The sequence below is a fragment of the Nocardia araoensis NBRC 100135 genome (genome assembly GCF_000308435.1).
Lineage (GTDB): Bacteria > Actinomycetota > Actinomycetes > Mycobacteriales > Mycobacteriaceae > Nocardia > Nocardia araoensis.
Map to the genome: position 1 here is coordinate 86,905 of NZ_BAFR01000003.1, position 13,825 is coordinate 100,729.

Below are 13,825 nucleotides of genomic sequence, written 5' to 3' on the forward strand. Positions count from 1 at the left end.
CCAACCCTAATCGGCGCCGGGAAAAGCCCGATCGGCGTACCGGAAATTCTCTGGGATATAGGCCCCCACGTGCAATTTCTACCGCAGATCAGCAACTCGCCCTACGCTGGTTTCATGTCGGGCACCTACGACGATATGGCCCCGCTGCGGGCAAGCGACCAGGAAGACGAGCGGCCGACCAGCGGTGGGCAGGTGCCCATCACGGTGGTGGAGCCGGAAGGAAACGCCCGCGGCGGCATCGTGCTGCTGCACGAGTCGCGCGAGTTCACCGGCCCGTTGCGCGACCTGATGAACGCGCTGGCCGGCGAGGGCTGGACCGTGGTCGCGCCCAAACTCTTCCATCGGGCGGACGAAGGCCTCGGCGCCGGAGTCTTCGGCGACGAGCTGTTCGAGGACTTCGACGCCTGCTTCGACTGGCTCACCCGGCGCGGGGTGTTCCCCGACACCATCGGCGTGCTCGGCTTCGACTCCGCGGGCACCGCCGCCTTCCTGGTCGCGACCAATCGCCCGATCGGGGCCGCGGTGAGCGTCGCGGCGCACGGTATCACCCAGCCGCTCACCGACCAGGCCGACGCCCTCGTGCGCGCCGCCCCGAACCTGCAGGCACCGTGGCTCGGCCTGTTCGGCGTCGACGATCCGGCCACCCCGCCCGCCCAGGTCGACGAGCTACGCGACGCGACCGCCCGCGCCGCGGTCGCCAGCCTGGTGGTCACCTACCCCGGCCTGCACCACCGGGCCGACACCTCCGAGGGTGACGACGACGGCGATGCGGTCGATTCGCAAACCAGAATCTTCGATTGGTTCGACAGTAACCTACGCTGACCAGCCGTTTTGTGATCTGGTCGGTAGCTGCTGTAACCTTTCTGCTCGGCGGTTCGAAAGGACCGGTGCCCTCGAAGAGAAGGCTCCAGGAGGCGTGCCAGAGCGGCCGAATGGGACTCACTGCTAATGAGTTGTCCCTTCACGGGGACCGGAGGTTCAAATCCTCTCGCCTCCGCCACGCCCGGGAAACCGGGTACAACTGAATAACACATGCGCCCGTAGCTCAACGGATAGAGCATCTGACTACGGATCAGAAGGTTAGGGGTTCGAATCCCTTCGGGCGCACTTTCGGGAGGCCCTCCGCTTCGTTGCGGGGGGCCTCCCTCATTTCGGGGGCCTTCACATGGACCGCGACAGTGGCCATGAGTCTCGAAGCGGGCGAGCAGATGCGGCGATTCGCCGGCACCGTCCATCGATTCCTCCGCCCCTCGGCCTGACGGTCGCGAGTGGCACACCATCGAGGGTCTTCTCGGTCGATGCCGCAGTGGTGTGCCACTCGTGGCTATTTCCAGGCCGGGAGGGGTGGGAGGTCGCCGGTGAGGTCGGTGCCGGGGCTGCGGCCGAGGAGCCAGGCGGCGAGGGAGGTGGCTGGGCCGGAGATGGTTTGGGTGGGTGTGGGGCCGAGGGGGGTGGTGAAGTCCGTGTCGGTGGCCTGGATGGTGAAGGGGAGTGGGGTTTCGGCGGTGAGGCGGGTGAGGTCGGCGGTGGCCTGGGGGAGGATGCGGGCTACGAATGAGGTGGGCCAGTCGCCGGGGTGGTAGTTCGCGTTGAGGTCTACGTGGTGGATCTCGACCTCCTGCAAGCGCATCCACAGGACTTCGGTCGCGGGGATGGGGCGGCCCTGGCGGGTGCGGACCTGTGCTCGCCATGCGTCGTCGGTGAGTGAGCGTGCGAGACCGAGAAAACGGGTGGCGGCGGCCTCGTTGTCGGCGAGTTGCTCGGTGAGTGGGCGGGGTGCGCCCGCCTCGATATCGGCGTCGCGCAGGAAAGCGCTGGCGTACTGCGGGATCTCGACACCGGTGTGCGCCCACAGCAGGAGGTTCACCAGGCTGTCGGCGTTGCGGGCAAGGTGGGCCAGCACGTGGCCGCGGGTCCAGCCCGGCAGGAGGGAGGGGCCGGAGACGGCGTGCTCGTCGAGGCCGCGAATGGTGTCGAGCAGGCGGTCGGTCGCCTCGGCGACGGTGTCGAGTTGCACAGGGGTCTGCGAGGCGGTGGTCACGGTTTCGACCCTAGCGAGAGAGAACCTCGTCTGCCGCGAACGACGGGCCGGACCTCCCCCGGCCCAGCCGTTGCCGGACAAAACCCATGCGGCCCGGAGGGCCCCGCTCGGCGGTCTACCCGCCGACGATCGCGTCGGCCTCGATCTCGACCAGCAAGGCCGGGGCGATCAGCGCCTTGATCTCATACATCGCCGTCGCGGGGCGGATCTCGCCGAAGACCTCGGCGTGCGCCTTGGCGACTTCGGGCCAGCGGGCGATGTCGGTGACGAAGATGCGGGTGCGCACCACGTCGGCCAGGCTCGCGCCCGCCTCCTCCAGCGCGGAGGCGATGCGTCGCAGGGTTTCCCTGGTCTGCTCGCCGATATCGTCGCCGCCGACCGCCGTGCCGCCGGGGGCCGACGCGGTCGTGCCGCTGACCGCGATGACATCCCCGAGCCGGACCGCCCGCGAGTAGCCGACGATGTCCTCGAACTCCGAACCCGAGGCGATGTTCACGCGATCACTCATGCGCGACAGCATCGCACGGCCCTCGGCGCGGCCATGCGCAGGTTCCCGCCCTTCCACGATCACCGCGGCGGCCAGCGCGATCAACCACAGCGACATCGCGCCGACCTGGATCCGCTGGGCGATGCCGAGGGCATAGTTTCCCGGCAGGTTGTCGGCAACCAGCATCCACACCGTCGCCAGCGAGCCGATCACCAGCACGACCAGCCCGGATTCGCGCAGCACCCGCCAGCGCCGATACCGGAACGCGGCGAGGCTGAAGGCGAAGGCGGCGACGGCGATCGAGGTGACCGCCAGCGTGCTCGTCAGCGCGTGCGGCTGATGCAGTTGCGGGAACAGTTCGCTGGGGCCACCGCACCCGCTCTCGCCCGGCGTGCAGTCGTGCAGCGGCAGCAGGACGTCGGCGACGGTCGCCGCGCCGAAGCAGAACAACGCGACCCAGCCGACGTTGGTCAGTCTGCGGCGCGGGAACAACACCAGGCCCGCGATCGCCGCGGGCGCGAGGACCGCCCCGACGATCAGGTCGGCGGTCGCGAACACCTCGCGGTACGGCTTGCCCTCCGCGTCCAGTTCGCTGAGGAATGTGTCGACCGGGTCGAGGTCGATGCCGAGCACGAACTGCAGCACCCAGGACGAGTAGCAGACCCCAGCGATCGCGATCGCCGCGGCGACCAGCACGGTCGCCGGTCGCAGGCGCCGAACGGCGATCTCCGAGCCACCCGTCACGTCCCCATTGTGCTGGTTGCCCTGAGCGCGCCGGACAGCGGCGGGCCGCACACGTCATTACCATCCGGGACACAGGGTCTTGTCAGCTTCGCCCGGCACGCTGGTCGAAGCTGCAACTCGAGGAGGTTCCCATGCTCGGTTTCGCGACTGCCGCCGCCGGAATCGCGGTCATGACGGTGATGGTGGCGTCCGGCTATCTGGCCGCGCACGCTCCGCGTTCACTGGTGCGGGTGCGACACCGCTGACAGCTCGGCTTGGACGCGGTCGGCCGCGTTGACGGGATCCTCGTGCTCCCAGACGCGGACCACGCGCCATCCCGCGGCGACGAGCGCCGCGTCGGTGGCCCGGTCCCTGGCGACGTTGCCCGCCAGCTTGGCCGCCCACCATTCGGCGTTGTTCTTCGGAGCGGTGGCGTGCTGCGGGCAGCGGTGCCAGAAACACCCGTCCACGTAGACCGCGACGCGCCTGCGTGGGAACACCAGGTCGGCGCGCCTGCGCTGTCCTCGGATCGGCGCCCGGTCGACGAAGTAGCGCAACCCGCGCCGGTGCAGTTCTCGGCGCAAGGCCAGCTCCGGATCCGTTCCGGTGCGCCGCTGGCGCGCCATCCGCGCGCTGGTGGCCGCGTCGGTCGTGGGCCTGCGGGTCATGCCGCCCATCCGCCCATCCGATCGAGGTGGCTTTCCACGTCGGCGAGAAAGCCCGGCGGAAAACGCAGACTGCCCATGGTGGTGCGGCGCAGGAATCCGGCCGTCGCGCGGGCGGAGAGCAACTGCGCGTCGGTGAGGAAGTGGGCCAAGTCCTCGTACGGCTCGTGCACCGGCCACGTGGAGACCGGCACCCGATAGGCGGCGCCGTCGTGTCCCCACGCGGCGACCGGCCACGGGGTGCCAGGCGCCAACGGCTGATCGCCGGAGATCGGTTCGAGGGGAGCGGCCAGCCGCGAGCCGACCCAAGCCGCCATCCGCACGCTCACCGCGTTGCCGACCAGTTTCCAGCGGTGGCCCTTCCTGATGCCGGGCACCTCGGTCGCGGGCGCCGTCCAGCCCGCGTCGAAACCTTGCAGGCGTTCGGCGTCGGCGATGCCCGGCGTGACGATCTCCCCGGACGGCAATCGCACCGCGGGCGGGCTGGCGATGCCGAGCGCGGAGCCGCCCTTCAGCGTCGGAACCGCGTTCACCGCCCAGCCCAGTCCGCGCACTCCCTCGGTCCAGTAGAAGCCGCAGGGGTCGAGCTCGGGGTCGCCGATCGTGCGGGGACCGGCGTCCTCGCCGAACAGCACCCCGCGCGGGTCCTCGGTGCGGGAGGCCAGCATCAGCACCCGCTGCCTGCGCTGGGGCAGGCCGAACGCGCGGGCGTCCACCACGCGGTAGGCCCAGGTGTAGCCGAGCTCGTCGAGCGCGCCCGTGATGTGCCGCATGGCCGCGCCGCGACCCAGTTGCAGCATGAACGGCACATTCTCGATCAGCAGCCAGCGCGGGCCCCGCTTGCGGCGGACCAACCGGAACACCTCGTCGACCAATCCCGAGCGCGTACCGGTGATGCCGGCGGTGCGCCCCGCCTGGGAGAGGTCCTGGCACGGGAATCCCGCCGCGACCAGTTCCGTTCCCGCCGGGATGGCGCGCAGCCGGGTGATGTCGGAATGCAGCGGCACGTCCGGGAAACGGGCGGCGAGCACGCCTTGGGCCCCGGGCTCGATCTCGCACAGCAGCTCGGTGTGCCAGCCGTGTCTGCCGAGGCCGAGCTCGAGTCCGCCGATCCCGGCGAACAGCCCGACCATCCGCGCGCCCGTCAACGACCTTCCCTTTCTCGCGTCCACACCGGACGCCGCCCGCGCGTCCCGTGCCCGGGGAGCAGGTTACTCGAGTCGTCGGAGGCGATCCCCGAACAACGCGACCATCGTCCCCGGCACCTGGTACGGTCCGCGTGTCACGCCGTGCGATCGGTGCGCTTTTCCAATAATGCACAAGGGGGGTCGCACCCGGACGTGATGACCGGCCGATCCGCCTGCGCTCCAGTGCCATCCGCGCGGGCCGCCCACGATCCTGGTGGCGCGCTCGCGCATTGCTTTTGCTCGACGACGTTCCAGAGCGACGCTAGGGAAAGTGAGCGAGACATGCAGATGCCTTCCACCAAAAACGGACAGTTTCCCGCTGTCGTGGTCACGAGCCTCGCGGCGACCACGTCCATCGCGGGTGACGTGGATTCCACGTGGAAAGGCTTGCTCAACGGCGACAGCGGTATCGACATCCTGGATGACGAGTTCATCGATGAATTCGAGCTGCCGGTCCGTATCGGCGGGCATCTGAAGGTCCCTCCCACCGCGTGTCTGGACGCCGCGGAGGCCCACCGGCTCTCCTATGTGGAGCAACTGGCCGTCGTGCTCGGGCGTGAGGTCTGGCGCAATGCGGGCAGCCCCCAGGTGGACAAGCGGCGTCTGGGGGTGTCCATAGGTACCGGCCTCGGCGGCGCGGAGGCGATCGTCCACGCTCGGGACAAACTGCACAACGGCGGTTACCGCAAGGTGTCGCCGTACACCGTCCAGGCCGTGATGCCCAACGGCGCCGCGGCCTGCGTCGCGATGGAACTCGGAGCGCGCGCCGGGGTGACGACGCCGGTCTCGGCCTGTTCCTCCGGTGCCGAGGCGCTCGCCAACGCGTGGCGGATGATCGTCATGGGCGATGCCGACGTGATGGTCGCCGGCGGCGTGGAGGGTTCCATCCAGGCTCTCGCGATCGCGGCATTCACCATGATGCGTGCCATGAGCACCCGAAACGACGCGCCCAAGAGCGCCTCGCGTCCGTTCGACGCCGACCGCGACGGATTCGTCTTCGGTGAGGCGGGCGCGCTGATGGTGCTGGAGACCGAGGAGCACGCCAAAGCGCGCGGCGCGACCATTCACGCCAGGCTGATGGGCGCTGGCGTCACCTCGGACGGTTTCCACCTGGTCGCGCCGGATCCCGACGGCGCGGGCGCCGCGCGCGCGATGACGCGGGCGATGCGGACGGCCGGTCTGGCCAAGGCCGATATCGCGCACGTGAACGCGCACGCGACCGCCACCCCGATCGGTGACACGGCGGAGGCGCGCGCGATCTGCGCGGCCGTGGGCGACCACGCGTCGGTCTACGCGCCGAAATCGGCTCTCGGTCATTCCATCGGCGCGGTCGGCGCACTCGAAGCGGTGCTCACGGTGCTCACCGTGCGGGACGAAATCGTGCCGCCGACGCTGAATTTGGACAATCAGGATCCCGATATCGATCTGGATGTGGTGCACGGCCGAAGCCGCAGCGGCCGTATCGATTACGCCTTGAACAACTCGTTCGGATTCGGCGGGCACAATGTGGCGCTCGCCTTCGGCCGGTACTGACCGCAGGGTGGCCGGGACCCCTGCTAGCCTTCCCGGCGCTTCGTTATCGACCTGTGTTCGATGTCATTGCACGACCTGAGGGTCCGTGCGCTGGAAAAGGATAAGGCGATGATCGACGAAACCTTCGACGACTATCTGGACGATCAGGGCAATATCAGAATCCCCGGGGACAAGACCCTGATCGACTTCGTCGACAAGCACAGCGTGGAGAACGGCGACGATCTCGCCTACCGCTTCATCGACTATTCCCGGGAACGGGACGGCGAATACCACGAACTCACCTGGCGGCAGTTCGGTGTGCGCCTGCGCGCGGTGGCGGCCCGGCTGCAACAGGTCACGCGCCCGGGCGACCGGGTGGCGATTCTCGCTCCGCAAGGACTCGACTACGTCGTCTCGCTCTTCGCGGCGGTGTACGCGGGCAATATCGCGGTTCCGCTGTTCGACCCGGAGGAACAGGGCCACACCGACCGGTTGCACGCGGTGCTCGGCGACTGCAAGCCCGCCGCGATTCTCACCGTGGGCTCGGCGGCGAGCGGCGTGCGGAAATTCTTCCGGCACCTGCCACCACCGGAGCGTCCGCGCATCATCGCGGTGGAGGCCATCCCGGACGGTGTGGGCGCTTCGTGGGTGCGTCCGGACGTCGACATCGACAGTGTCGCGTACCTTCAGTACACCTCGGGTTCCACCCGGACGCCCGCGGGCGTGGAGATCACCCACCGCGCGGTGGGCACCAACCTGCTGCAGATGATCGACGCCATCGGCGTCACGGAGAATTCGCGCGGGGTCACCTGGCTGCCGCTGTTCCACGATATGGGTCTGCTGGCCGTGATCCTGCCGACCGTAGGGGGCGGGTTCATCACCATCATGTCGCCGAGCGCGTTCGTGCGCCGTCCCTACCGCTGGATCAAGGAATTGGCCGCCGCCTCCGACGGCGCCGGGACTTTCGCCGCCGCGCCCAATTTCGCGTTCGAGCACGCCGCGGCGCGGGGCAAGCCGAAGCCAGGCGAGGAACTGGACCTTTCCAATGTGATCGGATTGATCAACGGCAGCGAGCCGGTGTCGGTGTCGTCGATGAAGAAATTCAACGAGGCGTTCGCGCCGTACGGGTTGCCGGAGACGGCGATCAAGCCGTGCTACGGCATGGCGGAGGCGACGGTGTTCGTCTCCGCCACCAGGGCCCAAGATAAAGCCAAAGTCGTCCATGTCGACCGGGCCGAGTTGAACGCCGGGCGGATGGTCCAGGTCGCCGCGGACGCGGACAACGCGATCGCACAGGTGTCCTGCGGATACGTCGCGCTGTCGCAGTGGGCGGTGATCGTGGACCCGGAACACGGCACGGAGCGACGTGACGGCGAGGTCGGCGAAATCTGGCTGCACGGCGACAACATGGGCATCGGATATTGGGGCCGCCCCGAGGAGACCGAGGCCACCTTCCGCGCCGAGCTGACCGCGCGGTTGCCCGAGGGCAGTCACGCGGAGGGCACGCCGCAGGACGCCAACTGGATGCGCACCGGAGATTACGGCGCGTACCTCGACGGCGAGCTGTACATCACCGGGCGGGTCAAGGACCTGGTCATCGTCGACGGGCGCAACCACTATCCGCAGGATCTGGAGTTCTCGGCCCAGGAATCGAGCACGGCGCTGCGCCCCGGCTTCGTCGCGGCGTTCTCGGTGCCCGCCAACGAGTTGCCCGCGCTGGTCTTCGAGCAGGGCAGTCACTCCGGCCTGACGTTCGACGCCGAGGACACTTCCGAACAGTTGGTGATCGTCGCGGAGCGCAACGCCCGCGCGGGCAAGCTGGAGCCGGAGCCGGTCGCCGACACCGTGCGCGCGGCGATCGCGCGCCGCCACGGCGTCATGGTCCGTGACGTGTTGCTGGTGCCCGCGGGTTCGATTCCGCGCACCTCCAGCGGCAAGATCGCCCGCCGCGCCTGCCGAGCGGCCTATCTGGAGGGCACGCTGCGCGGCGGCCACCAGCAACAGGCTTTCCCGGACGTGCCGCAGGGGTGGGAGCCGGAGACCGCGGGCGTGAGCTAGAGCCTGATCTCGGTCTCGTACTCGAATTCCCGGACGTCGGCGCCCACGATCCGGTCATCGAGGTCGCCCGAGGTACCCGTGCCGCGGAAGCGTTCCACCGCGGCACGGGTCGTCCAGCGCTCGTAGACGTTCACCCGATCGGGCTCGAGCAGATCCGCGCCCAGGCTGAAGTCCAGGCAGCCATCGGTGGCGCGGGCGAGCGCCACGACCTCCCGGCAGCTGTCGAGGTAGCGGTCGCGATCGGTGACGCGCAGGTATCCGGCGACGATCAGCATGCCGGGGAGTCTAGATCCGCGCGATCGACCTCGGGTTCGCCAGAGGTCGTCGACTGGGTGGACGAGTGCCGAATCCGTCGCCGCGACGAGCCGTGCGTGCCGGGCGGCGGACGGAAAATCGGTTGGTCGGCGCGCGTTCCGGTGCGACCCTGAAATGTCGGACCCTGCTGCCAACATCACCGTGGGTCTCGTTCTCCGCCGCCAGTCACACACCTAGAGGGGGAGTCTTGTCTGTCGCACTGGACGTTTCGTCGGCCGAACCGGAGGCCGACAGAACGGAGCGGCCCGCCGCCACGGGCCGCTTGCATTCCTTGCGCAGGTTCTGGCCGTACCTGCGTCCGCATATCCGTATTCTGCTCGCCGCGAGCGGACTGGCGCTGCTGTCCGGTCTGACGGCCGTCGTCATCCCGCTGCTGATCGCGCGCATCATCGATGGCCCGGTCGCCCGCCGCGATCTCGCGGGCGCGCTCGGGCCGGTCGCCGCGGTGCTGGCGCTCGGCCTGCTCGAGGCCGTCGGCGTGTGGGGACGCCGCTGGCTGATCGCGGCGCCCGCGACGCACATCGAGATCACGCTGCGCGCCAAGGTATTCCGGAAGCTGCAAGCGTTGTCGATCGGCAGGCACGACGCGTGGGAGTCGGGTCAGTTGCTGTCACGTGCGATCGACGACCTGGCCACCATGCGCCGGTTCGTCTCCTTCGCGGGGCCGTTCCTGCTCATCCACTGCATGATCATCCCGGTGGGCCTGCTCGTGCTGATCGGGCTGAGTCCGCAGATCGGCCTGATCTTCGCGGTGATCGCCATCCCGCTGGTGTTCATCTGCATTCGCTTCGAGCGCCGGTACTCGATGGCGTCGAGGCGTTCCCAGGACCAATCGGGGGATCTGGCGACCACGGCCGAGGAATCCGCACAGGGGGTGCGGGTGCTCAAGGCGTTCGGGCGAGGCGTGTTCTTCGGTCGCCGTTTCACCGCACAGGCACAGGAGCTGCGGCAGACCGAACTGCTGAAAGCGCGCCTGGACGCGACGTTGTGGTCGAGCATGCTGAGCATTCCGCAACTGGCCATCGCGTTCGCGCTCGGCTATGGCGGGTACGCGGTGGCGCACGGCACGATGACGCTCGGCACCTTGATCGCGGCCATCACGCTCGCGACTTTCCTGCAGTGGCCGATCATCTGGACCGGCTTCCTGCTCGCCGAGCTGAACGACGCGCGCACCGCGGCCGACCGGTACTGGGAGATCATCGACACCCCGGTCGACATCACCGATCCGGCCGATCCGGTGTGCTTACCGGACCGCATCCGTGGCGAATTACGCCTGGAGGCAGTGCGTTTCGCCTTTCCCGACGCGGAAAACGAGGTGCTGCGCGAGGTGTCGCTGCGGGTGCGCCCCGGTGAGACCGTGGCGCTGGTCGGCGCGACGGGAAGCGGCAAGACGGCACTGCTCAACTTGATCCCACGCCTGTACGACGTGACGGGCGGCGCGATCACCATCGACGGCATCGACATCGCCGCCATGCGGGTCGCCGACCTGCGATCACTGGTGTCGGTCGCGTTCGAGGAGCCGGTGCTGTTCTCCGCGAGTGTGCGGGAGAACGTCGCGCTCGGCGACCCGTCCGCCACCGACGCCGACGTGCGCCGCGCGCTCGAGGTCGCGCAGGCCACCGAGTTCGTCGACGACCTGCCCTGGGGCTTGGACACCAGGATCGGCGAACAGGGCCTGAGCTTGTCCGGCGGCCAGCGGCAGCGGCTGGCGCTGGCTCGCGCGGTGCTCAGCGGCGCGGGCGAAGGCAAGCGCGGCCGGATCATGGTGCTCGACGACCCGCTGTCCGCGCTCGACGTGGAGACCGAGGAGCGGGTCCAGGAACGCCTGCGCACCGTGCTGGCCGACGCGACGACGCTGCTCGTCGCGCATCGCCCGTCCACGGCCGCGCTGGCCGATCGGGTGGCGGTGCTCGCCGAGGGCCGGATCGTCGCGGAGGGCACCCACGATCAGTTGCTGCGCACCAGCAGGAGCTACCGCGAACTGATGGGAGGTGAGTAACCGTGAGTACTACGACCACTGTCTCCAAAGACGAAGCGCCGAGGAGTGATTCGACCCGGGAGGAAGGCACGGCCGACTGGCGCGGCATCGCGGGCGAGGACAAAGAGGTCACCGAGACCGGCAATCTGGTGCTGGCCGGACGCTCCCGGCGGCTGCTGCTCGACCTGGTCAAGCCCTACCGCAAACTCGCGGGGCTCGCGCTGGCGCTCATCGTGCTGGACAACGTCGCGAAGGTGTCCGCGCCGCTGTTCGTCGCGCATGCGCTGGACACCGGCATCGCGCGCGGTGTCACGGGCGACTGGGCGCCGCTGGCCCGCACCGTGGCCGGTTACCTCGGCTCGATCCTGCTCGGCTCGATCTGCACGTACGCATTCCTGCGGGTGACCGGCAGGCTCAGCCAGAGCGTGCTGTTCGATCTGCGCGTGCGCGCGTTCACGCACGTGCAGCGGCTCAGCGTCGCCTTCCACGAGAAGTACACCTCGGGCAAGGTGGTCGCGCGGCTCACCGGCGATATCGAGACGCTGCAGGAACTGCTGGAGAGCGCGCTCAACCAGGCGCTGAGCGCGATCCTGTCGGTGCTGACCATCGCGGCGCTGCTGATCTACCTGGATCAGGCGCTCGCCGCGATCGTGCTGGTCGGATTCGTCCCGCTGGTGGTGGTCACCCGTTGGGCGCAGCGCAGGCAGCGAGCGGGCTACCGGCGCACGCGCGCCGCGATCGCCAAGGTGGTCGTGCAGTTCGTCGAGTCGATGGGCGGCATGCGGGCGGTGCAGGCGTTCCGCCGGGAGCAGCGCAACGAGTCGGTGCTCGCGATCGAGGACGCCGAATACCGCCGGGCGACCACCGCGGCCATGCGCGGCATGGGCGACTACGCGGGCCTGACCAAACTGCTCGGCAACCTGACCACGGTCACCATCATCGTGGTGGGCGCCTGGCGGGTGATCGAGGGCGATCTCGCGGTCGGCGTGCTCGCGGCCTACCTGCTGTACCTCAACGAGTTCTACGGACCGCTGGACGAGCTGGCGCAGGTGTTCAACGCCTACCAGTCCGCGGCGGCCGCGCTGGAGAAGATCTCCGGCGTACTCGAGGAGGAGCCGTCGGTGCCCGAGCCCGCGCGGCCGGTCAGCCTGGACAAGGCCTCCGGGGCGGTGCGGATGGAGAAGGTGTGGTTCGGCTACTCGTCTGGTTCGACCGCCGACAGCGGCGCATCCGCGAAGTCGGATGACGCCCTGGCGGTACCGTCCGCGGATTCGCCCGTGCGGTCGGATCGCCGGACGCGACCGGTGTTGCCGGAGTTCACCCTGGACATCCCGGCCGGGCAGGTGATCGCGCTGGTCGGTGCGACCGGTGCGGGCAAGTCGACGCTGGCGAAGCTGCTGACGCGGTTCTACGACCCGTCCGGCGGCGTGGTCACCCTGGACGGCATCGACCTGCGCGAGCTGTCCGACGCCGACCTGCGCCGCAACGTGGTGATGGTCACCCAGGAGTCCTACCTGTTCTCCGGTTCGGTGGCCGACAACATCCGGCTGGGCAGGCCGGAGGCCACCGACGCGGAGGTGTTCGCGGCGGCCCGCGCGGTCGGCCTGTACGACTTCGTGCAGGCGTTGCCCGAGGGCTTCGCCACCGACGTGCGCAAACGGGGCGGCAGGCTCTCGGCGGGGCAGCGGCAGCTGGTCGCGTTCGCGCGTGTGTTCCTGGCCGATCCCGCCGTGATCGTGCTGGACGAGGCCACGTCGAGCCTGGATATCCCCAGCGAACGGCTGGTGCAGCAGGCGCTGGAGACCGTGCTGCGCGGGCGCAAGGCGGTGATCATCGCGCACCGGCTGTCCACGGTGGCGATCGCCGACCGGGTGCTCGTGCTCGAGTCCGGCCGGATCGTCGAGGACGGCGCGCCGGATGCCCTGATCGCGGGCACCGGCCGGTTCGCAGGCCTGCACGCGGCGTGGCGGGAGTCGCTCGTGTGATGAGCGGCGCTGCTACGGGCATGGGCCGGGTGTCGCTTACGGTAGATACGTGACGACCCCAGCCTCCGACCCCGAGAGCCCCGCCGCGAGCACCCAGGAATCCCGGTGGCCGGCGATCCTCACCTGGCGCGCACACGACGCGACCCGGATGGAGTCGGTGCGGGTGCAGCTCAACGGCAACCGCATCCGCGCCGCCGGGCGCATGATCGGCGGCGCGAGCGCGGACCATCCCGCGTTCAGCGCGTCGTACGACCTGGTCACCGACGAGAACGGCGTCACAAAGCGGCTGTCGGTACGCACCACGACGGCCGCGGGGGAGCGGCACGCCTCCATCGCCCGCGACGAGGAGAACTACTGGCTCGTCGACGCGGGCGGCAATCACGTGCGCTCCACCTTCGCCGGCGCCCTCGACGTGGACGTGGTGCTCAGCCCGTTCTTCAACACCCTGCCGATCCGCCGCTACGACCTGCAGCACGCGGTGGAGGACGTCCAGGTCCCGGTGGTCTACGTCCGCCTGCCCGACCTGCTCGTCCAGGAGGCCACGCTGATCTACAGCAGCGCCGCCGACGGCATCAGCGTGTTGTCGCCGGTCTCCAGCGCGACGGTCACGGTGGATGCCGACGGGTTCCTGCTGGACTACCCGGGACTGGCCGAACGGATCTGACGCGGCGCGGCCCGCTGGTATGCGCGAGTCGGGGCTTTCGTGCCGAGGACCGGATCATCGAGCCCCGAAGATTCGGTGATCTCCACCGGCGTTCTCTGGGAACCCGTCCGCCACCGAAGGCCGCGCCGGGCGACACCTGCGGCTGGTCTCGGCGTGACTGCTGGACGGGAGACAGTGTCTTCGGAGCTGCCCGGCTCGTCCTCGCGCAGC

12 protein-coding genes, 2 tRNA genes and 1 pseudogene are annotated in these 13,825 nt (G+C 69.4%); 9 read left to right on the forward strand and 6 right to left on the reverse strand.

The window, feature by feature from the left end; all coding sequences use genetic code 11:
• Nucleotides 1-114: 114 nt before the first annotated feature.
• The 4 genes from ON21_RS00915 (at nucleotide 115) to ON21_RS40905 (ending at nucleotide 1,259) form a co-directional block, all read left to right on the forward strand.
• Entirely contained in the window at nucleotides 115-822 is a 708-nt protein-coding gene (locus tag ON21_RS00915) for a dienelactone hydrolase family protein (RefSeq protein ID WP_039794384.1), read from the forward strand.
• A gap of 88 nt (nucleotides 823-910) precedes the next feature.
• Nucleotides 911-1,000 (forward strand) — tRNA-Ser (locus ON21_RS00920).
• A 34-nt stretch (nucleotides 1,001-1,034) separates the two neighbouring features.
• Nucleotides 1,035-1,107 (forward strand) — tRNA-Arg (locus ON21_RS00925).
• A 23-nt stretch (nucleotides 1,108-1,130) separates the two neighbouring features.
• A complete protein-coding gene (locus tag ON21_RS40905; RefSeq protein WP_373281092.1) occupies nucleotides 1,131-1,259 on the forward strand; it encodes a DUF6228 family protein in 129 nt (42 codons plus the stop codon).
• Between the two features lie 65 nt (nucleotides 1,260-1,324).
• On the opposite strand, the gene ON21_RS00930 is transcribed toward ON21_RS40905, so the two are convergent.
• From ON21_RS00930 to ON21_RS00950, 5 genes and pseudogenes are all read right to left on the reverse strand, one after another.
• On the reverse strand, nucleotides 1,325-2,041 hold the full coding sequence (locus ON21_RS00930; protein ID WP_039794342.1) for a maleylpyruvate isomerase family mycothiol-dependent enzyme: 717 nt from the start codon (nucleotides 2,039-2,041) through the stop codon (nucleotides 1,325-1,327).
• A gap of 115 nt (nucleotides 2,042-2,156) precedes the next feature.
• The gene (locus ON21_RS00935; protein WP_039794385.1) at nucleotides 2,157-2,549 is read right to left on the reverse strand and encodes a RidA family protein; all 393 of its coding nucleotides are present in this window, start codon (nucleotides 2,547-2,549) and stop codon (nucleotides 2,157-2,159) included.
• A 78-nt stretch (nucleotides 2,550-2,627) separates the two neighbouring features.
• Nucleotides 2,628-3,323, reverse strand: a pseudogene (locus ON21_RS00940) (DUF998 domain-containing protein); the annotation flags it as partial.
• A gap of 167 nt (nucleotides 3,324-3,490) precedes the next feature.
• On the reverse strand, nucleotides 3,491-3,919 hold the full coding sequence (locus ON21_RS00945) for a very short patch repair endonuclease (protein WP_039794388.1): 429 nt from the start codon (nucleotides 3,917-3,919) through the stop codon (nucleotides 3,491-3,493).
• Nucleotides 3,916-5,049, reverse strand: a complete 1,134-nt coding sequence (locus ON21_RS00950) for a DNA cytosine methyltransferase (RefSeq protein ID WP_051020126.1) — start codon at nucleotides 5,047-5,049, stop codon at nucleotides 3,916-3,918. Before ON21_RS00950 ends, ON21_RS00945 begins: the two co-directional genes overlap by 4 nt.
• Nucleotides 5,050-5,385: 336 nt before the next feature.
• Here ON21_RS00950 and ON21_RS00955 point away from each other — a divergent pair, with 336 nt between their 5' ends.
• Entirely contained in the window at nucleotides 5,386-6,636 is a 1,251-nt protein-coding gene (locus ON21_RS00955) for a KasA/KasB family beta-ketoacyl-ACP synthase (protein WP_039794344.1), read from the forward strand.
• 108 nt (nucleotides 6,637-6,744) lie between these two features.
• Complete coding sequence (gene fadD32 / locus ON21_RS00960; RefSeq protein ID WP_063820998.1) at nucleotides 6,745-8,673, forward strand: long-chain-fatty-acid--AMP ligase FadD32; 1,929 nt, start codon at nucleotides 6,745-6,747, stop codon at nucleotides 8,671-8,673.
• Here the strand turns inward: fadD32 and ON21_RS00965 are convergent.
• The gene (locus tag ON21_RS00965; RefSeq protein WP_039794346.1) at nucleotides 8,670-8,948 is read right to left on the reverse strand and encodes a putative quinol monooxygenase; all 279 of its coding nucleotides are present in this window, start codon (nucleotides 8,946-8,948) and stop codon (nucleotides 8,670-8,672) included. The genes fadD32 and ON21_RS00965 overlap by 4 nt on opposite strands.
• A gap of 227 nt (nucleotides 8,949-9,175) precedes the next feature.
• On the opposite strand from ON21_RS00965, the gene ON21_RS00970 reads away from it, so the two are divergent.
• From ON21_RS00970 to ON21_RS00980, 3 genes are read left to right on the forward strand one after another with little or no spacing between them, the layout of a single operon-like run.
• Nucleotides 9,176-10,987: an ABC transporter ATP-binding protein gene (locus tag ON21_RS00970; protein ID WP_039794347.1), complete on the forward strand. Its 1,812-nt coding sequence runs from the start codon at nucleotides 9,176-9,178 to the stop codon at nucleotides 10,985-10,987.
• Nucleotides 10,988-10,989: 2 nt separating this feature from the next.
• Complete coding sequence (locus tag ON21_RS00975) at nucleotides 10,990-12,951, forward strand: ABC transporter ATP-binding protein (protein ID WP_039794348.1); 1,962 nt, start codon at nucleotides 10,990-10,992, stop codon at nucleotides 12,949-12,951.
• 49 nt (nucleotides 12,952-13,000) lie between these two features.
• On the forward strand, nucleotides 13,001-13,615 hold the full coding sequence (locus ON21_RS00980) for a putative glycolipid-binding domain-containing protein (protein WP_083880331.1): 615 nt from the start codon (nucleotides 13,001-13,003) through the stop codon (nucleotides 13,613-13,615).
• Nucleotides 13,616-13,825 lie beyond the last annotated feature (210 nt).

Excerpts from the sequence above, each read along its gene's own strand:
- ON21_RS00915 (WP_039794384.1), top strand. The coding sequence starts at position 115 with ATGTCGGGCACCTACGACGATATGGCCCCGCTGCGGGCAAGCGACCAG.
- ON21_RS00935 (WP_039794385.1), bottom strand. The coding sequence starts at position 2,549 with ATGAGTGATCGCGTGAACATCGCCTCGGGTTCGGAGTTCGAGGACATC.
- ON21_RS00945 (WP_039794388.1), bottom strand. The coding sequence starts at position 3,919 with ATGACCCGCAGGCCCACGACCGACGCGGCCACCAGCGCGCGGATGGCG.
- ON21_RS00950 (WP_051020126.1), bottom strand. The coding sequence starts at position 5,049 with ATGGTCGGGCTGTTCGCCGGGATCGGCGGACTCGAGCTCGGCCTCGGC.
- ON21_RS00955 (WP_039794344.1), top strand. The coding sequence starts at position 5,386 with ATGCAGATGCCTTCCACCAAAAACGGACAGTTTCCCGCTGTCGTGGTC.
- fadD32 (WP_063820998.1), top strand. The coding sequence starts at position 6,745 with ATGATCGACGAAACCTTCGACGACTATCTGGACGATCAGGGCAATATC.
- ON21_RS00965 (WP_039794346.1), bottom strand. The coding sequence starts at position 8,948 with ATGCTGATCGTCGCCGGATACCTGCGCGTCACCGATCGCGACCGCTAC.